Origin of the sequence: Pseudidiomarina salinarum (genome assembly GCF_000753715.1) — a bacterium.
GTDB classification, from domain to species: Bacteria; Pseudomonadota; Gammaproteobacteria; order Enterobacterales; family Alteromonadaceae; genus Pseudidiomarina; species Pseudidiomarina salinarum.
Map to the genome: position 1 here is coordinate 257,773 of NZ_JPER01000001.1, position 25,464 is coordinate 283,236.

The 25,464-nt window shown below is 57.3% G+C and carries 16 protein-coding genes; 9 read left to right on the forward strand and 7 right to left on the reverse strand.

Features of this window, described 5'->3' with window-relative positions; genetic code table 11:
• Positions 1-18: 18 nt before the first annotated feature.
• From pdxR to IDSA_RS01195, 3 genes are all read right to left on the reverse strand, one after another.
• Positions 19-1,890 carry a MocR-like pyridoxine biosynthesis transcription factor PdxR gene (gene pdxR / locus IDSA_RS01185; protein WP_198675480.1) on the reverse strand — a complete coding sequence of 624 codons (1,872 nt, stop codon included), beginning with the start codon at positions 1,888-1,890 and terminating at the stop codon, positions 19-21.
• Between the two features lie 19 nt (positions 1,891-1,909).
• Positions 1,910-3,055 (reverse strand): MFS transporter, encoded by a 1,146-nt coding sequence (locus IDSA_RS01190; RefSeq protein WP_034773692.1) that lies wholly within the window; start codon positions 3,053-3,055, stop codon positions 1,910-1,912.
• Between the two features lie 88 nt (positions 3,056-3,143).
• Positions 3,144-4,109 carry a LysR family transcriptional regulator gene (locus IDSA_RS01195; RefSeq protein ID WP_051985988.1) on the reverse strand — a complete coding sequence of 322 codons (966 nt, stop codon included), beginning with the start codon at positions 4,107-4,109 and terminating at the stop codon, positions 3,144-3,146.
• 107 nt (positions 4,110-4,216) lie between these two features.
• Here IDSA_RS01195 and IDSA_RS01200 point away from each other — a divergent pair, with 107 nt between their 5' ends.
• Positions 4,217-5,644 (forward strand): NAD-dependent succinate-semialdehyde dehydrogenase, encoded by a 1,428-nt coding sequence (locus tag IDSA_RS01200; RefSeq protein WP_051985989.1) that lies wholly within the window; start codon positions 4,217-4,219, stop codon positions 5,642-5,644.
• Between the two features lie 24 nt (positions 5,645-5,668).
• Entirely contained in the window at positions 5,669-6,946 is a 1,278-nt protein-coding gene (gene gabT / locus IDSA_RS01205) for a 4-aminobutyrate--2-oxoglutarate transaminase (RefSeq protein ID WP_034773693.1), read from the forward strand.
• 150 nt (positions 6,947-7,096) lie between these two features.
• Here the strand turns inward: gabT and cysQ are convergent, their stop codons facing one another.
• Positions 7,097-7,897 carry a 3'(2'),5'-bisphosphate nucleotidase CysQ gene (gene cysQ, locus IDSA_RS01210; protein ID WP_034773696.1) on the reverse strand — a complete coding sequence of 267 codons (801 nt, stop codon included), beginning with the start codon at positions 7,895-7,897 and terminating at the stop codon, positions 7,097-7,099.
• A 189-nt stretch (positions 7,898-8,086) separates the two neighbouring features.
• Between cysQ and IDSA_RS11780 the strand changes: the two genes are divergently transcribed.
• The gene (locus IDSA_RS11780) at positions 8,087-10,825 is read left to right on the forward strand and encodes a putative bifunctional diguanylate cyclase/phosphodiesterase (protein WP_084694000.1); all 2,739 of its coding nucleotides are present in this window, start codon (positions 8,087-8,089) and stop codon (positions 10,823-10,825) included.
• Here IDSA_RS11780 and IDSA_RS01220 read toward each other — a convergent pair.
• Complete coding sequence (locus IDSA_RS01220) at positions 10,789-11,220, reverse strand: hypothetical protein (protein ID WP_034773697.1); 432 nt, start codon at positions 11,218-11,220, stop codon at positions 10,789-10,791. The two genes, IDSA_RS11780 and IDSA_RS01220, sit on opposite strands and share 37 nt — an antisense overlap.
• A gap of 117 nt (positions 11,221-11,337) precedes the next feature.
• A complete protein-coding gene (locus IDSA_RS01225) occupies positions 11,338-12,507 on the reverse strand; it encodes a DcaP family trimeric outer membrane transporter (protein ID WP_051985991.1) in 1,170 nt (389 codons plus the stop codon).
• 176 nt (positions 12,508-12,683) lie between these two features.
• Between IDSA_RS01225 and acs the strand changes: the two genes are divergently transcribed.
• The 4 genes from acs to IDSA_RS01245 all read left to right on the forward strand — a co-directional run bounded on the left by acs (position 12,684) and on the right by IDSA_RS01245 (position 19,789).
• Complete coding sequence (gene acs / locus IDSA_RS01230; protein ID WP_034773699.1) at positions 12,684-14,642, forward strand: acetate--CoA ligase; 1,959 nt, start codon at positions 12,684-12,686, stop codon at positions 14,640-14,642.
• An 18-nt stretch (positions 14,643-14,660) separates the two neighbouring features.
• A complete protein-coding gene (locus IDSA_RS01235; RefSeq protein ID WP_034773700.1) occupies positions 14,661-15,308 on the forward strand; it encodes a response regulator transcription factor in 648 nt (215 codons plus the stop codon).
• 90 nt (positions 15,309-15,398) lie between these two features.
• On the forward strand, positions 15,399-19,268 hold the full coding sequence (locus tag IDSA_RS12235) for a S8 family serine peptidase (protein WP_034773701.1): 3,870 nt from the start codon (positions 15,399-15,401) through the stop codon (positions 19,266-19,268).
• A complete protein-coding gene (locus tag IDSA_RS01245; protein ID WP_034773702.1) occupies positions 19,262-19,789 on the forward strand; it encodes an FtsB/FtsL family cell division protein in 528 nt (175 codons plus the stop codon). Before IDSA_RS12235 ends, IDSA_RS01245 begins: the two co-directional genes overlap by 7 nt.
• A 21-nt stretch (positions 19,790-19,810) precedes the next feature.
• Here the strand turns inward: IDSA_RS01245 and IDSA_RS01250 are convergent, their stop codons facing one another.
• Positions 19,811-23,290 (reverse strand): PAS domain-containing hybrid sensor histidine kinase/response regulator, encoded by a 3,480-nt coding sequence (locus IDSA_RS01250; RefSeq protein WP_034773703.1) that lies wholly within the window; start codon positions 23,288-23,290, stop codon positions 19,811-19,813.
• Between the two features lie 155 nt (positions 23,291-23,445).
• Between IDSA_RS01250 and IDSA_RS01255 the strand changes: the two genes are divergently transcribed.
• Together IDSA_RS01255 and IDSA_RS01260 are read left to right on the forward strand one after the other, a co-directional pair.
• Positions 23,446-23,712, forward strand: coding sequence for a DUF4212 domain-containing protein (locus tag IDSA_RS01255; RefSeq protein WP_034773705.1), 267 nt, complete (start codon positions 23,446-23,448; stop codon positions 23,710-23,712).
• A gap of 11 nt (positions 23,713-23,723) precedes the next feature.
• Positions 23,724-25,439 (forward strand): sodium:solute symporter family protein, encoded by a 1,716-nt coding sequence (locus tag IDSA_RS01260; protein ID WP_034773707.1) that lies wholly within the window; start codon positions 23,724-23,726, stop codon positions 25,437-25,439.
• Positions 25,440-25,464: the final 25 nt, after the last annotated feature.

A 25,464-nucleotide genomic window follows, 5' to 3' on the forward strand; every position in this document is an offset into this window, starting at 1 on the left:
GTCGGGATCAGGGTCCAGTTATTCGGGGATTGGGGTTCCGGCCGGGTGCAGGATATAAAAAGCGGAGTCGACTAATTTGCCGTCGCGCACCCAGTTGATGCGGTTGGTGTTGGTGTAGATTTCAAAGCCCAGGGTTTCGCCGTACGACCAGGCGCGCCACTGACGGAACCAGCGATCGCCTTCCAGCCACCACTGGCCCTCGTCCTGGCGTTCGTCCTGATAGCCTTCAAAGCCGGTCATGCTGCCATCGGCATAGAGCCGGATGCGATACGGGTCACCGAATACCGTCTGGCCGATAAATTCACAGCGACTGGCGAAATCCTGCAGCGCTTTGCCGGTAAGGCGTTTGCCCCACTGTTTTACGGAGGCGTGGGTGGGCTGCTGGTTGGCATCGCTGTTGTTCTGGCCCGGCTCCCACTGGCGCATCAGATCCGCCAGTTGCTCGATGCCTTCGCGGATCTTGTCGCAGGGAATACTGCTGACGCCGAGGCGGAAATAATGCCGCGGGCGGTCGCCGCCGCTGCCATAGAAACGGTTCACCGGCTCAATCAGGATGCCATGCTTGGCGGCTTCGGCGGCGAACTGCTGGCTGTCGAGATGGCGCGGGCCTTCAATCCAGCAGGTGCTGCCACCCACGGTGCGCGAGGTGACGATGCGGGTCGACAGGTAATGGTTCAGCGCCTCGCGCATTTCCTGCCAGCGTGCGGCCATCTCCTGATTCAGGCGGCGCAGGGTCTGATCGTAATAGCCCAGGGATAAGAACAGGCCCATCACGCGCTGGTTGTTGGCCGGGGGGTGGCGTGAGATCAGGGTGCGCAGCTGCCGCGCTTGTCTTATCAGTGGTGCCGGCGCCACCATAAAGCCAAGCCGCAGACCGGGCGCGACCACTTTGGAAAAACTGCTGACATAAATCACCCGGCCATCGGTGTCCATGCTCTTGAGCGCCGGGTGGGGCTGGCTCATAAAGTTACTTTCGCTTTCGTAGTCATCTTCGATAACGATGAAGTCGTCTTTTTTGGCCTGGTCAATGATCGCCTGACGGTTGCTAAGCGGCATGGTCACGGCGGTGGGCATCTGGTGGCTGGGAGTAATATAAAGCACATCGGTCTGGGCCGGGATCTGCTCCAGGATGATGCCGTCCTCGTTGACCTCCGCAAAATTAAGCGGACTGAAAGCCTGCTGCGCGAGCTGGCGGATCCCCGGATAGCCGGGCTCTTCAACGGTCACCAGCGTCTGGTTATTAAACAGCAGCCGGGTCAGCAGGTACAGGCCGTGCTGCGAGCCCAGGGTAATGAGAATTTCATCGGCGCTGGCAAAAATCCCGCGTCGTGGCAGTACCTTGGTGCGGATCTCTTCTATTAGCAGTAAATCGTCGTCCTGGCCGCTGTCCGAGGCCCAGTTTTTGATTTCGTTTACGTTGAGGCTGATCTTGGAGCATTCGCGCCACTGATTGACCGGAAATAAACTGGGGTCGAACTGGCCGTCGATAAAAGGGTAGGGGTATTGCTGCCAGTTGTGCGGATAGGGCGGCGCTAACGAATCCAGCCGCAGTTTATTCAGCCGGCGCTGCCAGTCCTGTTCGCTGGCGCTGGTGGTGCTGCTCTGGGGCTCTGCGGTCCGGGCTTCGGCATGGTGTTCGTAGATATCATCGCGTACGTAAATGCCGCTGCGCTCGCGACTGACCAGATAGCCTTCGTCGATGAGCTGCTCGTAAGCATGCACCACGGTGTTGCGGCCGATGCTGAGCTGCTCGGCCAGCTTGCGCGATGAGGGCATTTTGCTGCCGCAGGCAAAGTGGCCGTTGCAGATGGCCTGCACCAGCTTCTGCATCAGTTGCTGCTGTAAGTTGGCACTGCCAGCCGTATCAAGGACGAATAAGGGTTGCATCATGGCAGCAGTGTATGGCGGTTCAGGCTGCCTTGTCCAGCAGCCGTGACGGATACAGGGTAACCAGGGCGCCGATGACCAGCAGCACCACGGCGGTATTAATCAGCGCACCGTAATCGCTGTTGCTGACCACGAAGGCGGCGAACATCGGCCCCGACGCCAGCCCCATTTTAGAGGCGAAACCGCCAAGGGCAGCCATCTGCCCGGCTTTATCAAATTCGCTGCACACACCCAGCAGATAGGCAATCGAGAAGGCCCAGGTGATGCCCACGGCAATATTGGCCAGCCAGAACACCAGCGGGTTAAAGGCATAGTGCAGGGCATAAGTCGCGGCGGCGGTGATCAGAATGCCGATCAGAATCGGCAAAGTGCGGCCCAGGCGGGTGGATAAGGTAATAACCGCGACCGAGCCGAGAATGCCCATCCAGGCTGAGATGCCAAGGGCCGGTGAAATCGTCGACATGGTGAGCCCGGCCTGCTGGCCCAGATCAATAATGTAGGCGTACAGTGCCATGTTGGCGGCCTGGAACAGAAACACCGCAAATACTGAGGCAAACAGGGGTTTCTTTTTGACCGGCTCGACCAGTTCGCTGGGGTCGGGGATGACCACCGGATAGCCCGGCAGAAATTTCAGCATTACCAGCGCGGTGAAGCTAAAGGCAATCAGCGCCATAAAGAGGATCCAGCTGCCAAGTATGGGGACTAGTGGTGGCAGCGTCATTACACCGAGGCCGCCCAGGCCGAACTGCACCAGTAGCAGCATGCCAAAGGTTTTATGCACTTCGGCGGTGCGGGCAATGACCGCAAAACTCACGCCAACCAGCAGCCCGCCGACAAAGCCATGTAAGGCGCGCATTACCATCATCACCAGCTCAAGGCTGATCAGCATCGAAAGGGCATCCAGCGCCATCAGCAGCACCAGCAGCCCGGCGCACACCGGCTTCCACTGAATCCGTTTGATTAGGAAAATAGCGACAAAGGCACCGAAGGCGGCGCCGTAGATATTGAAGGAGCCAATCAGACCGGCATCACGGTTGGAAAAACCGAGGCCTTCAATCATGCCGGATACCAGCGCGGGCATGATATTGACGTAAAACAATCCGGCGGTGGCCAGAAAGGCCAGCATAACGCGGGCGGCGTGGCCATTAGCGGCGACTGTGTAGGTCATAAATTCTGCTCTCTTATAGTTTTGATTGAGCCTGTGGTATTCAGCTTAACCTGACACTGGTTTGCAGGTAGCGCCAGTTTGCCGGTTTTCATGGAGCCAGTTGGCTGCTTTTTATCAGCTCTTTAAGTGCCAGCTTCACTTTATCGGGCTCGCGTGGCTGCTTGCGGCTTACGAAAAACTGCTGAAAGGGATACTGCCAGGTATCGGGTTGCAGATAGCGCAGTTCGCCGGTTTGTATGTAGGGCTCGGCGATGGCTGCGGGCAAAAAGCCGAGCCAGGCGCCGGACAGGATCAGGCTGACACGGGTGTCGAACTGATAAGCGCGGGCCCGGGTATTGAGTTTTTGCAGCAGCTTGCGGCCCTCGGGATTGATATTGACGCCGGGGTGCACCGCCGGGTGCTCTGCCAGCAGCTCCTCGGTTATTCTGTTATCGGCAAGGCCGAATAGCGGATGGGTATTGCTGCAGCACAGATATACCGGGGTACTGAACGCCGGTTCGTAATGCAGGCCATCGATACGGCGGTAGCCGGGCATCAGTGCCACGTGCGCCTGATTTTTCAGCAGCGCCAGTTCGATTTGTTGCAGTGGCAGTAAATCTAAGGTGATTTGCAGCTCAGGTGCCTGCCGGTAGATAGTGGCCATTGCTTGCGCCAGGGAGCGCTGGCGCGGCGGATCCAGCTGGTCGGCGGCGAGGATAATCAGCTCGCCGCTGAGGCTCTGGTTAACCTGGGCGACGGCGTGGCGAAACTCATCATGGGCTTCGGTGAGGCTGAGGATGGCGTTGTACACCGCCTGGCCTTCGCGGGTGAGCGAGAAGCCCTGCCGGCCGCGCTGGCACAAGCGCATGCCAAGGCGCGTCTCTAAGCTGCTCATATGAATACTGATGGTTGAGCGGCTGAGGCTGAGTTCGGTTTCGGCTGCGGTGAAGCCGCCGCACTCAACCACGGTGCGGAAGACCTGAAGTAGTTTCAGATCGTAATCCGTTAGTTCGCGTTGGGCGAAAGGGGGAGTTGGACCCGTGGTAGAACCACGGGCTACATGTGGTTTGGTCATAAGTTTGATAGCCTCTAACGTAAGCGTTGATAGTTTGGTATTTAACGCTGTTTGCCTGGCTGGTGCAATAGGCGCATCGAAGTTAACCGAACAGGAGCACACCCGCGATGCATAACCCAGACCTCGTCGCCCGCCCCCCAAACGTAGCCCGTGGTTCTACCACGGGTCCCCCCCCGCCATCTTTTACGGTGCTGAACCCGGCCGACGGTGAAATCATCGACTGGCTCCCCGAAGCCGATGCAGAAGACGCGCGGCTGGCAGTCGAGCGCGCTGCTGCCGCTTTTGCTGACTGGTCGGGGCTATCAGCGCGCGAGCGCTCCGCTTGTCTGTATCGCTGGGCGGCGTTGCTGCGTGCTGAGCAGCAGCCACTGGCTGAACAGTTAAGTGCCGAGCAGGGCAAGCCGTTGGCTGAAGCCCTGGGCGAGATTGAATATAGCGCCTCGTACCTGCAGTGGTTTGCCGAGGAAGCGCCGCGGATATACGGCGATACCATTCCGGCGCCGGATCGCAGCAAGCGCATTATGGTGACTAAGCAGCCGGTGGGTGTGGTGGCGGCGATCACGCCCTGGAACTTCCCCATGGCCATGCTGGCACGTAAAGCCGGCGCGGCGCTGGCGGCGGGTTGTACCTTTGTTGGTAAACCCGCTCATGAAACGCCATTATCGGCGCTGGCGCTGCAGCGGCTGGCCCTGCAGGCGGGCATTCCGGCGGGCGTGTTTGAGCTGGTGACAGGTTCGGATTCCGCGGCAATTGGTGAGGTGCTGACGCAGCATCCGCTGATTGCCAAGTTCAGCTTTACCGGTTCGACCCGGGTCGGCCGTTTGCTGGCGGCGCAGTGCAGCAGCACGGTGAAGCGGGTATCGCTGGAGCTGGGTGGTAACGCACCTTTTATTGTGTTTGCCGATGCAGATATAGAAGCGGCGCTGGATGGCCTGATGCTGGCCAAGTTCCGTAACGCCGGACAAACCTGCGTGTGCGCCAACCGGGTGCTGGTGCAGGCTGAAATCTATGACGAATTTGCTGAACGACTGCGCCAGCGCATGATGGACTTACAGGTTGGCCCGTTAATTCATGAGCGCGCCGCGGTCGCCGTGCGGCAACTGGTGGCGGATGCGCTTTTTGTTGGCGCCCGGCAGTTGTGGCCACCGGCGGATCATGCTGATGGGCTGGGTCGCGGTAACCGGGTGACACCGACTTTGTTGGCAGATGTGACTAACTCGATGGCAGTTGCGCAGTCGGAAATCTTTGGGCCCGTGGTGCCGCTGATTTCGTTCACCGGTGAAGCAGAAGCCATACGGCTGGCGAATGACACCGAATACGGGTTGGCAAGTTATCTCTATACCCGCGACTCAGCACGGTTGTGGCGGGTTGCTGATGCCCTGCAGTTTGGCATGGTAGGAATGAATGACGCGGCGATTTCAAACGCCGCGGCGCCCTTTGGCGGCATGAAGCAAAGTGGCTACGGGCGCGAGGGTTCGCGCTATGGCCTGGATGATTATCTGGAAATCAAATATCTGAGCATGGGCGGGCTTTAAGCCGGCTCGCAGCGGGAGAAGACTATGTTAAACAGTGAATTACAGCAACGTAAGCAGGCGGTTTTTGCGCGCGGCCAGGGCAACCTGTATCCGGTTTATGTGGAGCGGGCCCGTAACGCCGAGGTCTGGGATGTCGAGGGCAACCGCTATATCGATCTGGGTACCGGCATTGCGGTGTGTAATACCGGCCATGCGCATCCGCGAGTGGTGGCTGCTGCGCAGGAGCAGCTGGGTTTGTTCTCACATACCTGTGTGATGATTAACCCCTATAAAGTGGCGGTGGAACTGGCGGAGCGCCTGACGCGTCTGGCGCCCGGGCCATCGGCGAAAAAAGCGCTGTTTGTGACCACCGGCGCCGAAGCGGTGGAGAACTGTATCAAGATAGCGCGGGCCCATACCGGTCGGCGCGGTGTGATTGCCTTTAGTGGCGGCTTTCATGGGCGCACCAATTTAGCCATGGCGCTGACCGGCAAAGTGGCGCCCTACAAGCATTTGTTCGGGCCCTTTCCGGCGGATATTTATCATGCGCCGTTTCCGATCGCGTCCCATGGGGTATCTGAGCAGGATGCGCTGCAGGGCGTGAAGACCATTTTTAAAGCCAGTATTGCCGCCAGCGATGTGGCAGCCATTATTGTCGAGCCGGTGCAGGGCGAGGGGGGCTTTTATGCGGCCTCACCAGCGTTTTTACAGGCGCTGCGCAAGCTCTGTGATGAACACGGCATTTTGCTGATAGCCGATGAAATCCAGACTGGTTTTGGCCGCACCGGGCGCATGTTCTGCTGTGAATACAGCGGGGTGGAGCCGGATCTGATGACCATGGCCAAGGGCATTGCCGGCGGTTTGCCGATAGCGGCGGTGGTCGGCAAGGCCGATATCATGGACGGCTGCCTGCCGGGCGGGCTGGGTGGTACCTACGGCGGCTCGCCGGTAGCCTGCGCGGCGGCACTGGCGGTGCTGGATATTATCGAAGAAGAGGGGCTGGTGGCACGCGCCAATGAAATTGGTGAGCAGGTAGCGGCGCGGCTGCGGGCGTTGCAGCAGGATTTTGATGATCGCATTCTGGAAGTGCGGCAGGTGGGCGCCATGATTGCGCTGGAGCTGGTGCGCGATGGCGACCCGGAGAAGCCCGACGCTGAAACCACCCAGAAGGTGATTTCACGCGCCGCTGAGCATGGCCTGATTCTGCTGGCCTGCGGCTATTACGGCAACGTGATCCGGCTGCTGCCGGCGCTGACTATCGAAACGGCTATTCTCGACGAAGCTCTCGACCAGCTGGACATTCTGCTGCGCGCTGCGCTGTAAACTTGTAGCCCGTGGTTCTACCACGGGTGATGCCCCCCACCGTGTAGCCCGTGGTTCTACCACGGGGCATGCCGGATGGTATGAACGATGTGCGTGATGGCGGGTTTTACCCGTGGTAGAACCACGGGCTACGGGGACGGGTGGCGGGTTTTACCGCGTGACGACAAAATGCGGATTAAGCAGCGATTCCTTCTGGTTATACCGCAGCGCTTCGCCTTCGATGGTCTTCACGGTGCCGCCCGCCGCTTCCACCACGGCGTGGCCGGCGGCGATGTCCCATTCCGAGGTCGGGCCCAGCCGCGGATAGATATCGGCGCTGCCGTTCGCGATGGCACAGAGTTTCAGAGAGCTGCCCATGGGCACGGTTACGTGGGGTTGCTGGAAAAACGGGCTCAGCGATTCGTCGCCGCGGTGCGAACGGGACACCACAATACGGACGGTTTCGCCCGCGATCAGGGGCGGCTGTTTCGTTACGTCCAGAATCTCAAATATGTCATTTGACACCTTGTAGGCTTTGTCCACCCCCGCGAAACCGTTCACACCTATATAGAGTGTATCCAGCACCGGCGCATAGACCATGCCCAGAACCGGCTTGCCGTTATCAATGAGGGCGATATTGACGGTGAACTCGCCGTTGCGCTTGATGAACTCTTTGGTGCCATCGAGCGGATCCACCAGCCAGTATCGCTGCCAGTTGCGGCGTTCGCTCCAGTCGATGGCGGCGGATTCCTCTGAGAGCACGGGCAGGGCGGCTAGTTCCGGGTCATTTAATTTAGCCAGACCTGCGACAATGATTTGGTGCGCGGCGAGATCGGCTTGGGTTATGGGGGAGCCGTCGGGTTTGGGTGATAGTGTTTGGGTTTTACCCGTGGTGGAACCACGGGCTACATTCGTATAGATGCGCATAATTGCTGCGCCGGCGGCGCGGATGAGGTGTTCGAGTTCGTTCAAGGTAGTTCCCCGGCATGAATCGGTACGTAGCCCGTGGTTCTACCACGGGTGTGGGTTGTGATCAATTATCATGGGTGTGGGGTGTGATCAAGGTTATCCCCGTGGTGGAACCACGGGCTACTGTTCAGATGGCTTATTTTATGGTTATACTGCCGGTAGATTCAAAAAACCGGGATCGCGAGTCAGCCCATGAGAATAATAAAAACAGATCTTCAGGCGCGTGCGGTACTGCATCTGGTGTCAGCCATGGCCCTGGTGCTGGCTGGCCTGATTATACTGCTTTATCGTCTGGTAGAGCCAACTCAGCTGCTGCTTTATCATACGGTCAGTTCGTCCCATACTATGGTGATGGTGTGCCTGGGCGGGGCGATGCTGCTGCGCTGCTTTGGTCCCGGTCATATGGCCGATGGCGTCAAGGCGCGGGTGAGTATCTGGGGTGCGCGGGTGCTGGCAGTAGTCGCTCTTGCGGCCTGCGTTGACGGTATTTTCTTCCATTATTTTGACCCCTTTGAAAGCGACCTGCATCCGGTACCTTTTGTGCTGTTCGCGGTAGCGGCGCTGACATTGTTAATGCCTTCATGTGCTCCGGCACAACGTTCTGATATTCAAACCCGGGTAATTCGCGCGTCGGCCAGCTTTGGATTGCTGCTGGCGGCGAGTGGCCTGTTGCTGCTTATTCCGCATATTGTGCTGGAACAGCCGATACTGGCGCGGCACCCGATGGGAAGCCTGGTGGTTGCGGTAACCATGGCACTGACCGGTTTTGCCCTGTACGCCACCCATTACAGCGGACGTCGTGAAATTCCGGCTCTGGCGCGTTCGTCCGGGGTATTTACCGGCCTTATTGTGACGGTAGTGGTGGCGGGCGGTCTCACCATGTTCGATGCTGAGATGGATGACATCCGGTTGCGCGGTGAACAGGCCGTCGAAAACTTAAATAGCAGTCGCCGCGTCAAGGGCGAGGACACAATAAACCTGTTCCGTCGCCTGGCTGAGCGCTGGGAGAATTATCCTCACGATGAACACGACCGGCTGATGGAGCTGGACGTGCGCACCTATCTTGAGCAGGTGCGTTTTCTCGATGCGCTGATTTTGCTTGATGAGTTGCGTACGCCGGTGTGGGAACGTCGTAAAAACGAAAGCGAAAATTATCTGTATCTGCTCGCCAGTGATCCGCAGGTGCGGGCGCGGCTGACCGAAGACCCTGGCCCCGTGCAACTTATTGTGCCTGAGCACCACAGTACGCAGCAGCGCGCCAAATTATTGCTGCGGCTGCCTGTGCATTTTTATGATACCCCGGTAGAAAGTGAGCACTCACTGGTTGCCGTGCTGGACGTGCAGACTATGCTGGCCTCTTCTGCCACGCTGTACGAGTCAGACATTTATACTTTTACTGAAATGCGCGATGGCCGGCTGCTGGATCATTTTGGTCACTGGGTGACCGATGAAACCCAGGAGTACCTGGAGCACCACGCGCTGTTTTTAACCAGCAGCGAGCTGACCACCCGGTTTAGCAGTGGTACACCGATTTACAGCTATTTGTATGATCTGAGCGAACTGCAGTCAATTGCCAACCTGCAGATCCTGATCGTGGTCGCTGGTCTGGGGCTGGTGCTGCTGGTGGTGCTGGCGGTAGAGCGTAATACCACGCTGGAAGAACAGGGCGATCAGCTGCAGTACCAGGCTGAACACGACGCCCTTACCGGGTTGCTGAACCGCAACAGCATTGAGAAGCATCTGGCGGACCATTTCGGTGATCCGACCGGGCTGACGGTGCTCTTTATTGACCTTGATGGCTTTACCCTAATTAACGACAGCCTGGGGCTGCAGGTCGGCGATGAGCTGCTGCGCACCCTGGCTCAGCGACTGCAGGCCAATCAGCCGTTACGCAGTGAGCTGGCGCGCTTTGCCAGTGATGAGTTCCTGCTGGTGCTGCATGGTCTGACGGATTCGCCGGAGCGGATCGAGCAGCTGGCTAACGAAATGATGGCCATTGTGGCGCAGCCGTACCGTATTGGCTCGCAGAAGATTTATCTCACCGCCAGTATCGGGGTGGCGCATCAGACGGCCGACCAGCGTATGCCGCTGGAGCTTATTCAGCGTGCTGATATGGCCATGCATCAGGCCAAAAAGCTGGGCTATAACCATGTGCAGTACTTTGATAAGAGTATGGCACTGCGGCTACAGGCCAGCGCCGGCATGCGTAGTGGTTTGCAGGAAGCGATAGAGAACGACAAGCTGCAGCTGCACTACCAGCCGATTGTGCGCTGTAACGACGAACATACCGTGGGCGTTGAGGCCTTGCTGCGCTGGGAAACCGCCCCCGGCGAGTTCATCAGCCCGGCGGAGTTTATCCCGCTGGCGGAGATGACCGGCCAGATTGTGCCGCTGAGTGAATGGGTATTACGCCAGGCTTGTGCCGATGCCATTAAGCTACGCGAGCGCGGCGATTACCGGGTGGCGGTGAATGTTTCGGCGGTGCACTTTAACCGCGCCAACTTTATCGACTTTGTGCTGCAGACCATTAAGGAATACAACTGCAAGCCGGAGTGGATTGAGCTGGAGATGACCGAGTCGATTCTGCTGGAAAATACCAATTACGCGATCAGCCAGTTGCAGACCTTGCGTAGTCACGGGATCAGCATTGCGCTGGATGACTTTGGTACCGGCTTCTCAAGCCTGAGTTACCTCAAGCGCTTGCCGATTGATAAAGTGAAGATTGACCGCTCGTTCATTGCCGGTATCCGCTCGCATAAGAGTGACCGGGTGCTGATCAGCAGTGTGATTAAGATTGCCCAGAGCCTGAACTTCGCGGTTGTGGCAGAAGGGGTGGAAACGCCGCATCAGGCCCAGTTCGTGACGGAACTGGGCACCAACTATATGCAGGGCTATTACTTCGGCCGGCCGGTACCTCTGGACGATCTGTAATAGGCAGCGGCGTTCACTTCTTTATAAGGGGACGCTTCAACAGCCGTGGCGGTCTGGCCTTCGTACAGGCCGCCGATTGACTGGCCGCTCATACGTACGTTCTCAACTTTAGTAATCACCAGTACATTGGCGCCAAACTGGGCGGCCTGTGCGCGTAGCCGTTCAATGGCGTCCTCGAGTTTCTGATCTTCGTCACTGCGAATCGCCATGGCATAGGTCGTCGACAGATTGGCGATAAGTTCAGCGCCTTCCGGCGGTTCTTTTTCAAGTAGCACCTGAGCCCGTTTGATTGGCTCGCGGGGCTCGCCCACCAGTTCCGGCGCGTGGGTGCTGGTGCAAGCGCTTATACCTAAGGTGGCCAGTAATAGCAGTGCAGGTGTAAATAGCTTTTTCATAAAGTACCTCGTGTAAACACACATCTGTAGAAAAGAGTACGCTAAGTATGGGCGGGCGGGATCAAAAAAGAAACCCGCCGGGCGGCGGGTTTAAGTTTATACGCGACGAGGGCCGTTTCAGAAGCTGTACATGGCCATAAACTGCAGCCGCGTCATGTCACCGTCCACGCCGCTTTCGATTTCGCGGGTGGCGCGGGAGATTTCGCCGCCAAAGGTCAGGTTATTGGCCGGCGAATACATGTAGTTCACGCCGATGCGCTGCGTTGATTCGGTCACACCGGTGCCAACCAGGTTGGTGTCGTTATCGGCCCAGCCGCGGCTGTAGACCAGGCTGGAACGGGCTTTTTCGCTCCAGGCATGGCGCCAGGCAAAGGTCAGGCCCATAGAATCAATGGCTTCGAGCGAGCCATCGGCCTGGATCACCGCACCGTTGAAGGTGTTGAGGCCCAGATAACGGCCCAGACCGCTACCGGCGGTAACCGAGGCACGGATGTCATCGCTACCCAGCTGCCACTTACCCGACAGCGACACACCATAAGCACCGGCGGTTTCATCATCGCCGTCGTTGTCGGTGTCGTGGGCCAGCTGGCGCACAATACCGGCTAAGGCATAGCTGAAATCACCGCTTTTCGCTTTGTATTTAACTGTCAGATCTGGCAGTACGCCGTCGCTGGAGGTAATGCGGGCGCCGCCGCCAAAGGGGGTGACCGTTGTTTCAGGGTTTTCCAGCGATACGCTGAAGTCACCTGAGGTGTAGCGAATTTGCGGCTGGCGCATAAACACCATGCCGTCGGTGGCGCCGATAAAATCAACGGACTCGGGCAGTATGCTGAGCTCCTGGAAGTTCGACCAGGACTGCCCCAGCAACCAGTTGCCGTAGGTGAAGTAAGCCTGACGCAGCCGTGGCGCATACGAGTTGGTCACCCGCTCATCACCGGTGGGGATGGTCATAAAATCGAGCTCGATGCGACCGGAAATGGTTTCGCCGTTATCCAACTCTTGCTTCACATTAAAGAAGAAGCGTGACTGGCGGGCATGGACATCGGTTGCCACATCATCGGCAGTGCCGCCGACCGGGGTCAGACTGGGAATATAAAACTGGCGGCCGATATTGCCGCTGCCAGCGACCATACCGTTACTGTAATCTGAGGCAAAGGCGTCCAGCTTCACGTAGCCGCCGAAATCCCACTCGGGTTCGGCCGCTTGTGCCGGGGCCAAGGCAAGCCCACCCAGGGTGCTGATTACGGCGCCGGCAATCAGCGATTGTTGTAGTTTGTTATGCAGCATTAAGATGCTCCTGTTCGGGTCTGTTCTTGCTTATGTTTTCGTTCTGCGCAAAAAAGCATCGGTTGGATGGGCGAAAGAATCAATCTAGACTATGGTCTAATAGTACCCTGAGGCGTTATCCGTGAAGGTAACGGGCATATAACAATACGACTAATTGATGATGTTCAGGAGGTTTCATGGAGCACGAAAGTCATCCAAATAATACGTACCCGGTGCCGGCCGATTCGCGGGCGCTCGCTTTTATCGATGATGGCACCTATGAGGCGATGTACAGCGAGAGCCTGAAGGATCCTGAGGGGTTCTGGCGTGAGCAGGGTCAGCGGATCAGCTGGTTCAGCCCCTACAAGACCATCAGCGATACCAGTTTTAAGGACGGCGATGTACATATTAAGTGGTTTGAGGAAGGCACCCTGAATGCCTCGTACAACTGTATTGACCGGCATCTGGCAGAGCGCGCGGATAAAACCGCGATTATCTGGGAAGGCGATGACCCCAGCATCAGCAACGAGATCAGCTACAAAGAACTGCACACCGAAGTATCGCGCTTCGCTAACGGCCTGAAAAAACTTGGCGTGGGCAAAGGCGACCGGGTGGCGATTTATATGCCGATGGTGCCGGGTGCGGTCTATGCCATGCTGGCCTGCGCCCGCATCGGTGCGGTGCATACGGTTATTTTCGCGGGCTTTTCGCCCAATGCCATTGCCGACCGGGTCAATGACTGTGGCGTGAAAGTCATCATCACTGCCGATGAAGGTCGCCGCGGTGGCAAGTGCACGCCGCTGAAAGCCAACGTGGATGAAGCCTTAAAAAATGATCGCTGCCCGAGCGTCACCAATGTGGTGGTTTGTCAGGTCACCCATGGTGATGTGAGCTGGGACGACAGCCGCGATATCTGGTGGCATCAGCTGGTGAAAGACGTACCGGCCGAGTGTCAGCCGGAAGTGATGAAAGCCGAAGATCCGCTGTTTATCCTTTATACCTCAGGTTCAACGGGTAAGCCGAAGGGCGTGCTGCACACTACCGGCGGCTACATGGTATGGGTATCCATGACCCACCAGTATGTGTTTGATTACCACGATGAAGATATCTACTGGTGTGCGGCCGATGTCGGCTGGATCACCGGGCACAGTTATATTGTGTACGGGCCGCTGGCCAATGGTGCCACCACCTTAGTTTATGAAGGCGTACCGACCTATCCGGACGTGCGCCGGATCGGCCAGATTGTCGACAAGCATGCGGTTTCGATTCTCTATACCGCGCCGACCGCCATCCGCGCGCTGATGGCCAAAGGCACTAAGGCCGCTGAAGGCAGCAGCCGCGAGTCGCTGCGGATTCTGGGTAGTGTGGGCGAGCCCATCAACCCTGAAGCCTGGGAGTGGTATTACAAAACCATCGGCGACTGCCGCTGCCCGATTGTGGATACCTGGTGGCAGACGGAAACCGGTGGCATCATGATCACGCCACTGCCCGGTGCCACGGATCTTAAGCCAGGCTCCGCCACCCATCCATTCTTTGGGGTGCAGCCGGCGCTGGTTGATGCCGATGGCAAAGAGCTGGAAGGCAAGGCTGAAGGCAATCTGGTTATCAAGGCGTCGTGGCCGGGCCAGGCGCGCACGCTCTGGGGCGACCATGAGCGCTTTGAGCAGACTTACTTCTCGGCCTACAAGAACATGTATTTCACCGGTGACGGCGCGCGCCGTGATGAAGACGGCTATTACTGGATCACCGGCCGGGTGGACGATGTACTGAACGTGTCGGGCCACCGGCTGGGTACGGCGGAAATCGAAAGCGTACTGGTGGAGCATCCAGCGATTTCTGAAGCTGCTGTGGTGGGCTACCCGCACGATGTGAAAGGCCAGGGCATTTATGTGTATGTTAGTGCGATGTCGGGCACTGAGGTCACCGACGATTTGACCAAAGAAGTGCGTAACTGGGTACGCTCTGAGCTCAGCCCCATTGCCACGCCTGATTTTATTCAGTGGGCCGCGGATTTACCCAAAACCCGCTCGGGCAAAATCATGCGCCGCATTTTGCGTAAAATTGCTGCAAATGAGCACGATAATCTTGGCGATACTTCTACGCTTGCCGATCCTGGTGTGGTAGATTCACTGATAGAGAATCGGTTGAATAAGTAGAGGTTAGTTACCCCGGCCATGGCAAAATTTCTGATTGCTGATGACCATCCGTTGTTTCGCGAGGCACTGCAAGGTGCCCTGGCGAACCATTATCCGGATTTGGAACTGCGCGAGGCCGGTGACCTTGAAGAAACCCTGGCCGCGCTGCAGGCCGATCAGGATCTGGACTTGCTGCTGCTCGATTTGCATATGCCGGGCAGCGGCGACCTGTACGGCCTGATCCGCATCCGTAACGACTTTCCGCTGCTGCCGGTGGCGATTATTTCAGGCTCAGAAGACGCTACTGTCATTGCTAAGTGCATCGGCTTTGGCGCCCTGGGCTTTATTCCGAAATCCCTGCCATCGGCGAACATCGCCGAAGCCATAGACGCTATCCTGCAAGGCGATACCTGGGTACCGCCAGCAGTGCAGGGCCGGCTGGATACCATTTCTACCGAAGATCAGGAAATCGCCCGCAAAGTGGCGGACCTGACCCCCCAACAATACCGCGTGCTGTTTTTATTGCACGAAGGCCTGTTAAACAAACAAGTTGCTTACCAGTTGAATATTACCGAAGCGACGGTGAAGGCGCACATTACCGCGATTTTCCGGAAGCTGGGCGTGTATAGCCGCACTCAGGCGGTGCTGCTGGCGGAACGTCTGCAGCTGGAAGTGCCCGTAAGTTAACAAGTAAGTTAATAACGCATTTTGTTGTTGGCGATTTGCTAAAAAACTGTTTAAATTTAACAGGTTCCCTACAATAATAAGGAAGAAATCATGAACTTCTGTACTTTGAAGCGGCGTCTGATCCTGGCCGTCGCAGTGGCCGTGGCAACCGTTACGACGGCTACTGTGAGCGCCAGTCAGCAGGATGCGCCGCGCCGCTTCTTAATCGAGTTTAAAGAGCCGGCTGTGGCCGCTTATAAAGGTGGTTTCGCGGGTTTGGCCGCGACCGCACGCGCCAGTGGCGTTGAACAAATTAACCTGCAGGCCCCGGCGGTTCAGCGCTATTCAGGGTTTCTGCAAGAGCGCCAGAAAGCGACTATCAGCTCGATTCAGCAACGCCTGCAGGGGCTTAAGTTTCAGCGTTCGCTGTTACTGACGTTAAATGGTGCCATTGTTGAATATCATGGCACCGATGATTTGCAGCAGCTGCTGGCCGGCATGGATGGCATCAAAGCGGTCTACCCCGACAGCATCGTCCGGGTGCATCTGGATGCTTCCAACGCACTTATTAACAGCAGCGCGGCATGGCAGGCTCTGGGTGGCCGGGCTGGCGCCGGCAACGGCGTGAAAGTGGCCGTAATCGACACCGGCATTGAGCCGGATCACGCGATGTTTCAGGATGTCCAGCATAGCCGTCCCGCTGATGCGCCCACCGACGATTACTGTGCCACTGTCGATACGACCTTTTGTAACGACAAGCTGATTGCCGCGCGTTTCTACGATGCGCCGAGCGATCTGGCTGCGGGTGAGTATCCTGACTCGCCGCGTGATTTTGACGGACACGGCAGCCATGTCGCCGGCATTGCGGTAGGGAATCAGGTTTCCGCTACCTATGACGGGGTCACCGTGAATTTTTCCGGCGTGGCACCGGGTGCTTCGCTGATGGTTTATAAAGCCTTGTATGGCAATAGCGTCGGCGGCTCGACCGGTACTACCCTGGCATTGGCCGCGGCCCTTGAAGATGCCATGGCCGATGGTGCTGATGTGATTAATAACTCATGGGGCAGCGACACGGTCCAGGATCCGAATAATAGCTACTACCGCACGATTTTTGAAAATCTTGATGCCGCCGGCATATTAACCGTGACCTCAGCCGGTAATGCCGGGCCTGGGCCGCAGACTATTGGTTGCCCTGCCTGTATTGAAGAAGGCATCGCCGTGGCCAGTACCCGCACGGGTCGCGTTTTTGGCAGCGATCTTGAGGTGTCGGGCCTGGCCAGCGCCATTACAACCGAGATTGGTGAGGGTGCTTTTACCATTACCACACCTATCGTTGCGCCGCTGAACGCCAGCGCCGTAGTGGATAATGTCAACGCCGAAGGCTGCAGTGCCTTTGCCGCCAACTTTTTTGACGGTGATATTGCCCTGATCCGGCGCGGCTCCTGTACCTTTGCCGATAAAGCCAGCATGGTGCAGAACGCCGGTGGCGTCGGTATGGTGGTGTTTAATACCGAAGACGGCCTGGTTGAGATGATCATGGATGGCGCGACTTTGCCGTCGGTTTTTATTTCCCAGAACGATGCGACCATCATTCTGAACGCCTGGCAGCCCGGCGATGTGGCCACAATAAATCCGATCATGGCAAAAATCATTGATGACCAGGTGGATGTGTTGTCCGGTTTTAGTTCGCGCGGGCCGAACGCGGATTCTACTTTCCTGAAGCCGGAGCTCGCCGCGCCAGGCCATGAGATTCTTTCTGCCTATGCGGGCGCAGCCTCCCAGTACGCGGTGATATCAGGAACCTCGATGGCGGCACCGCATGTTGCGGGCGCGGCGGCCCTGATGCTGGCCCACCATGGTGATCTGACCCCGGCCCAGCTGAAATCGGTGCTGATGACTTCAGCCGTTGGCGGCGTGACTAAGGATGACGGCGTTACGCCGGCGGATCCTTTTGATGTCGGCAGCGGCCGTCTGAATCTTGCCAACGCCCTGGCTACCGCCATTACTGTGGATACGCCGTCACTGGCGGATAACCTCTGCGCGGTGAGCTGTAGCTTTGAGCGTACGCTGACGAATCTGAAGAACGTCAGCAGCGACTGGACCCTCTCAGTGAATTTCGCTGACCCGAACCTGACCGGAACCTTAAGCACTGAGAGCGTGACTCTGGCTGCTAACGGCACGGCAAGCTTCTCGCTTGATGTGAACGCGGCCTTTGCCGGCGAGGGCTGGAACTTTGGTGAGATTGTAGTTGAACACACCGGCGGCGAATACGCGCCAGCGCGATTACCGATTGTTATTTACACCAGTACTACTGACAGTTCAGGGGTGATCAGCGGCGGTATTACTTCAACTGAGCAGCTGGCCGGGCAGCCGGTAGCCGTGAAACTCCGCTCAGCCTTAGGCGCTGCCGACAAAGAGGTGACTTTCTCTGCCGCGCTGCCCGATGCAGCAGAGGTTGAGCTGGTTGCAGACAGCCTGGTATTTACCGAAACCTTGTCGACGGCCACCAGCAAAGGCTACGACCAGGCCACCAATACCATTAACTGGGTGGGGATGCAGCAGGACAGTCCGCCGCTGGCCACTATTGCCGATGCTGGCTTCGAGCATTCCGCCACCTCGCCGGCGGATCTGGGATATGACTATCAGACCGTCTGTGGTGCCAGCGAGTATTGCGATGATGTATCGGTCAGCGTCACGCTTCCCGGCGATGGCATTTTATTTGATGGCCAGCAGTTTGGTACCCTAACGGTATCGAGCAACGGCCTGATTGAGCTGGGCGAAACCACCCAGGTCGCGAATTTTTCGCCGCAGTCACTGCCAAACCTGGCACAGCCGAATGGCCTGTACGCTCCGCTGTGGGCCGACCTTGAGATTGGCGGTGCGCTGGGTGGCGAAATCCGGCTGTTCAGTATTCCGGCGGACGCGAACGGCGACAGCTGGCTGGTAGTGGAATGGCATGAAGCCCGTAACTACAACAATGTTACCGGCGACCGCTACAGCTTTAATGTGTGGCTGCAGCTGGGTACCGATAAGGCCATTTATAATTACCGGGATGTCAGTGCCAACAAACCGCAGGGGCCCGTTGTGGTTGGGGTTGAGAATCTTGCCGGGAATGCCGGCGCTATGGCTTATTTTGATTCAACCAGCGGCAATGCCACCGGTACCTTGCCGGTCAACGCGGATAGCCTGACCCCGTCGATAACGGCGGGTGATCCTGCCGGTGTGGACATGGACTTTGAGCTGCTGGCTGCCACCTTTGGTACGGTACCCGCTACGGAACTGGCGACCACCCGGAATGCCGCAGTCAGTTCGGATCTGACGGATCTGGTCGGCAGCCCCAGCCGCGATGAGGCGATTTTAATGAACGTGACCGACGGTATCGCCTCCTTTGATGCGGTATTGCCGCTGCACTTTGAAGGGCAGGGCGCACTCAGCCTCGATATTGCGACCGGGCCCGCTAATGGTACCGTCACCACCAACGGCCTGGCGCTGACCTACACACCGGCCGCCGGCTTTATTGGTAATGACAGCTTCAGTTACCGGGTTACCGATACCGCGGGTCAGCATACTACGGCGGCAGAGGTTACTGTGCTGGTTGAAAACCAGGTGCCGGTGGCGCGGGCTTCGTCACCTGCAGGTCCGGTCGCGGCGGGGCAACGAGTATCGCTGGATGGCAGCGCCAGTAGTGATCCCGACGGCGACAGCTTAACTTACAGCTGGCAGCAAACCGCGGGTCCGACCACGGCCCTGAGCAGCACGACCGCGGCCTCGCCGTCACTGACTGCGCCAAGTCTGGCGCAAAGTACTACACTGACTTATCAGCTGACAGTATCTGACGGCGATAAAACCAGTACGGATACCACCAGCATTAGTGTGCAGGCCCTGCCAAGATCGTCCGGCAAGTTTGGCTTCTGGATAGCGCTGTTGCTGCTGCCGCTGGTACTTCGTTCAACTTTACGGAAGGAGAAACGACTATGTTAAAACCATTATTTTCTGCTCTGGCTCTGATTTTTTTGCTGAGCGCCTGTGGTCAGCCCGATTCTGGTAACCAGAGCGGCAACGAGAACGGCAGTGACGCCGAACTGGAGGAAACGCTGACTGAGCTGCAGCAGGAAGGTAAGCAGCTTAGTTCTGAAGTGATAAACAAAGTTGAAGAGGTGCTGCGTAGCACCGAGGCGACGGTAGAAGAAAAAACCGCGGCTTTGCGTGAACTCGATATGGATATCCGCGATCTGGTTGGTGTGCCTTATGCCGATGACCTGTCGCAATGCCGTCTGATTGCGGTGGGCAGCCGCCCTTGTGGCGGGCCTGAGTACTATCTGCCGTATTCAACCAAATCCGTTGATCCGGATGTGATCGAGCCACTGGTTAACAGCTACACCGAGTTGCAAAGCTGGTTTCACGAAGAGCATCAGGTAATGGGTACCTGCGAAGTGGTGCCGGAACCCAATCTGACGATCAATGATGGCATTTGTATCGCCACCCCCAATGAAATGATGTAAATCATTGTAAGTTAAAGTTGGTTAGCCGCGCTGCTGGATATGTTTCAGCAGCGCTTTTAACGCCGCCGGCTTCACCGGCTTGGCCAGAAAATGTAACTGTTTTTCGCGTGCCTGCTGGCGCAGGTTATCATCGCGCATGGCCGTTACCAGCGCGCCCTCCAGCATATGCTCCCCATTATCTCCCCAGATGTTACGCAGGGCATCAGCCAGGCTCAGGCCATCATGTTCATCATCGCCCAGCTGATAGTCCAGCAGCATGCCATCAGGGCGGGGGTGAGTGGATGCGTAATCCAGCGCACTGCTACTGCTGGTAAACGTCATCACAGTACAGCCCCATTTTTCCAGCAGCGCCCGCATGGCGGTCAGGTTCTCCGGGTCATCATCCACGCAAATCAGCGTCATGCTGCCGGTTGGGGTAGCCACCTCGGCCTGTGGCGCATGTTCTTCAACCAGCGCCGGATTGCCTTCCGGGATAGTGACCGAGAAGCAGCTGCCGCGGCCTTCTTCGCTCACGAGCTGCAACGCGCAGTGCAGCTGCTCGCTCATGCGTTTGGCCACGCTCAGCCCCAGGCCGACGCCCTCGGCACGGGTATTCTGACCGCGATAGAACGCATCAAATACCTTTGGCCGTTGCTGCGCGGTAATGCCGTGACCCGTATCCCACACCGCGATGACTAATTCGCTGCCACGACGGCGCACCCCCAGCAGCACTTTGCCCTGTTCTTTGTTGTATTTCACGGCGTTCGACAGGAAGTTCTGGATGATACGGCGCAGATAGGTCGGGTCGGTATAGACCACCACATCCAGCAGACGCGCTTTGACAGTAATACCGCGCTGGGCGGCCAGCATGCTGTACTCATTTAATAACGGCTGCAAGATGGTGCTGAGCCGGACATGGCGGAAGCGGGGCTGCAGTGCGCCCTGATCCATTTTGGCAATTTGCAGCAGCGTCGATAACAAGTGCTCGGTCGAACCCAGGGCGGTATCCAGCTTGCCGAGCAGTTGCTGATTGTGTTCGCCGATCGCCGTTTCATCCACCGCCGACAGATACAGGCGAGCGGCGTTCAGGGGCTGCAGAATGTCATGGCTGGCCAGCGCCAGGAAGCGGGTTTTTGAGGCGTTGGCTTCGTCGGCCTCGCGCTTGGCCTGTTTGAGTTCAACTTCGACCTGCCGGCGGCGCTCGATCTCTTCGGTCAGCTCGTTATTGATCTCGCGGATCTTGCGCTGGCGGCCGCTGATGCGCTGTTCCAGGTCAATATTGGCTTCTTCGAGTGCCTGCTGGGTTTCAATGTACTCGGTGATATCGGTGAAGCTGGTAACAAAACCACCGGTGGGCAGCGGGTTGCCGACCATTTCAATCACCCGGCCATCACCGCGGCGGCGAATAAAGCGGTGGGGCGAGCCTTCCTGCATATACTTAAGCCGCTTGGCTACCAGCTCGTCAATCTCGCCGGGACCACATTCGCCCCGTTCGGCGTTGTAGCGGATCAGCGCGGCAATGGGCTGCCCGGGTTTAACCATACCTTCGGGATAATCGAACAGGTCAAGATAGCGTTTATTCCAGGCCACCAGGCGCAGTTCGGCGTCGATCACGCTGATCCCCTGGGCCAGGTTCTCGAGCGAGCTGAACAAAATCGACTGCTGGGTTTGTAGCGCCTGGGTGGTGTCGTCAAAGAAATGCACCACTTCTTCGAGGTGCAGACGGCGATCACGCAGCGCCGCCTCAACCAGTGAGCGGGCGGTGGCGGCACCTAATACGCCGGCCAGCGAGCGCTCAACGAAATCGATTAGGGTACGCGAGGCGATATCGTCTCTGTTGGCGCTGGTGATCAGGCTGCCACCGTGCGCCTGGGCGAAGTAGTGTAATAGCTGTTCACTGCGCTCATCGCCCAGAAAAGTGCGCAGCAGCAACAGCATATCGCCGTTGGTGGCCTGATGATGGCGGCCAATGGTGTGCTCCTGTAGGGTGGCGCGTGGCTTCACAAAAGCGGTGGCCTGGATGCGATCGACCAGTTGCGGCCGGGCCAGCAGTGAGAACAGGATATAGCCGAACAGGTTAACCACCAGGCTGATGGCGGTGCCCTGGGTGATAATGCTGCTGTCGGTGGCCTCATGGGGCAGGTACATAGGTACCGCCACGCTGAACAGCCACGCCAGCAGGCCCAGTCCGGTGCCAACATAGACACCGCGGGCATGGCCACGGCGCCAGTAAAGGCCACCGACGATACCCGGCAACAACTGCAGCACCATGGAAAAGGCGAGTAAGCCGATGCTGACCAGACCGGTTTTTGCGGCCCAGAAGTAATAGCACAGATAGGCCAGCAGCATGATCACCGCGATGGCGATGCGGCGGATCAGCAGCAACCGGCCTTTGAAGCTGGGCAGGGGAAACTGACTGCGACGCTGCAGCAGCACCGGCATGATGACATCGTTGGTGATCATGGTGCTCAGGGTTACCGAGGCGATGATGACCATGGCCGTGGCGGCCGAGAAGCCGCCGATAAAGATAAATACTGCCAGCCAGGTCTGATCCTGCAGCAGTGGCAGGCGCAGGGCGTAGGTTGAACCGTCTACCGCAGCGCCCGTGCCGTTACCAAAGAAGAATTGCCCGCTGAGCGCAATAGGCACTATGGCCGCGGCGGTGAGTATCAGATAAAGCGGAAAGCCCCAGCGGGCGGTTTTCAGGTGGCGTACGTTGACGTTATCAACCACCGTCACGTGAAACTGCCGTGGCAGGCATAAGATCACAGCGGCAGCCATGAACGTCTGCATGATGAACTCAAAGCTGGTAAGGGCCTGCCAGGACCACGCAGCGGTGGTTGGCCGACGTAGTTGCTGCCACATACTCACCGGCGAGCTGTCCGTGAACAACCACCAGGCAAAGAATGCTGCGGCAATCAGCGCCACCAGTTTCACTGCCGACTCAAAAGCAATGGTCAGGATCATGCCGTTGCGGTATTCAGTGACTTCGATGTGCCGGGTGCCGAATAGCATGGCAAATACCGCCATCATCGCCGCCGCCATAAGTTCATTCAGTGAGAACTCGGTGAAGGCGGTGGTGTTTTCGGTCAGCACCACAAAGCTCAGCCCCACCGCTTTCAGTTGCAGCGCAATATAAGGAATCGTCGCCAGGGTGGCGATTAAGGTCACGAATAATGCCAGGCGCTGGCGTTTGCCATAACGCGAGGCGATAAAGTCAGCAATCGAGGTAATGTTCTGCTGCTTGCTCACCGATACCAGTTTCTCGAGTAGCGGCAGGCCGAAAATAAACAAAAGTATCGGGCCAAGCAGGATCGGAATGTAGGCCCAGCCCGAGGTGGCGGCATTGCCGACCGCACCGTAATAGGTCCAGCTGGTGCAGTAAATCGCCAGCGACATGCTGTAGATCATGGGTTTATAGCTGAGCCGGTTGGCCCAGGAACTGGTTTTGTCGCCCCAGTGCGCCACCGCGAACAGTAATGCGATGTAAGCCAGGGATGCGAGGATCAGCAGTAATGTCATGGCAGCGAACTCTTCCGTATCGATGTGCAGGACTTTATCACAGCTTGCGCAAACTGCTGTACGACCAAAGTCCAATTCCCCCTTTGTACTAAGCACATTAGATTGCGCTATGACGACAACCAACAATGAATAAAACAGAACAATCTGGAGGGCATATGGCTTTTAAAAGCGAAGAACTCGCAAAAGCCTACTGGCGTGAGAACATCGGTCTGGTACTTAAGCTGTTAGCAGTCTGGTTTCTCGTGTCATATGGGTTTGGCATCATTCTGGTGGACTGGCTGAATGAGATTACTTTTTTCGGCTTTAAACTGGGTTTCTGGTTCGCGCAGCAGGGGTCGATTATTACCTTTGTGATTCTGATCTTCATTTATGTGAACAGAATGTCGGCGCTCGACAATAAATACGAAGTTCACGAGCACTAAGGGGCGCGACCATGGATATTCAAGCTTTAACATTTATTATCGTGGGAGCGACCTTTGCCCTCTATATCGCCATTGCGATCTGGGCGCGGGCTGGCACCACCAGTGATTTCTATGTTGCCAGTGGTGGCGTGCATCCGGTACTGAACGGGATGGCCACTGCAGCGGACTGGATGTCGGCGGCGTCGTTCATTTCTATGGCCGGTATCATCGCTTTCGCCGGTTACGACGGTAGTGTGTACCTGATGGGCTGGACCGGCGGTTATGTATTGCTGGCGCTGTGCCTGGCACCTTACCTGCGTAAGTTCGGTAAGTTTACCGTGCCGGACTTTATCGGCGACCGCTACTACTCACAAACGGCCCGCACCATTGCGGTTATCTGTGCAATTCTGATCAGCTTTACCTACATAGCCGGACAGATGCGTGGCGTCGGCGTGGTGTTCTCACGGTTCCTGGAAGTCGACATTGCCACCGGGGTATTTATCGGTGCGGTGATTGTATTCTTCTATACGGTACTGGGCGGCATGAAAGGCATTACCTACACCCAGGTAGCGCAGTACGTGGTACTGGCGTTCGCTTATCTGGTACCGGCGGTGTTTATCTCGTTCTATATGACCGGGCATATTCTGCCGCAAACCGGTTTCGGGGCGACGATCGCGGAGGGCCAGCCGGGTGCCGGCCAGTATCTGCTGGAGCGACTGGACGGACTGTCTGAACAGTTGGGGTTAACGGCTTATACCGAAGGCGCGCGCAGTAAGATTGATGTCTTTGCCATTACTTTTGCGCTGATGGTGGGTACCGCGGGTCTGCCCCACGTTATCGTTCGCTTTTTCACTGTACCTAAAGTGAGTGACGCACGGCTGTCTGCTGGCTGGGCACTGGTGTTCATCTCGGTGGTATACCTGACTGCGCCTTCAATCGCGGGCTTTGCCAAAGTAAACCTGATCAATACGGTGAATGGCCCGGATCTGCAGGGTGTGCCTTATGAGGAAGCCCCTTCTTGGGTAACTAACTGGGAAAAAACCGGCCTGATTGAGTGGGAAGACAAAAACAACGACGGTCGTATGTTCTACTCAGGTGATGAGCGCAACGAAATGACCGTTGACCGTGACATCATGGTACTGGCGAACCCGGAAATTGCCGACCTGCCTGCATGGGTAGTGGCGCTGGTGGCTGCCGGTGGCGTTGCCGCTGCACTGTCGACTTCTGCGGGCTTATTGCTGGTCATATCGGCCTCGGTGTCGCACGACTTGCTCAAACGCACCCTGACACCGAATATTACCGACCGGCAGGAATTGATGTGGGCGCGTATTTCGGCGGCCCTGGCGGTGGCCATTTCCACTTACTTCGGTATTAATCCGCCCGGCTTTGTAGCCCAGGTGGTGGCCTTTGCCTTCGGCTTAGCCGCGGCGAGTTTCTTCCCGGCCATTATCATGGGTATCTTCTATAAGCGGATGAATAATTTAGGTGCTATCGCCGGTATGGTGGTGGGTATCAGCTTTACCCTGGCCTATATTATTTACTTCAAGTTTGTGAACCCGGCAGCGAACACGCCGGACAACTGGTGGTTTGGTATTTCGCCTGAAGGCATAGGTACGCTGGGGATGATCTTTAACTTCATCGCCGCTTACACTGTGCATAAGTTGACAGGGGATGCGCCGCAGGCTACACAAGACTTAGTCGAGTCTATCCGGTATCCGAAAGGAGCGGGTGTGGCAACCCATCACTAAAAGCCAATTACTAGCTGACAGGCTG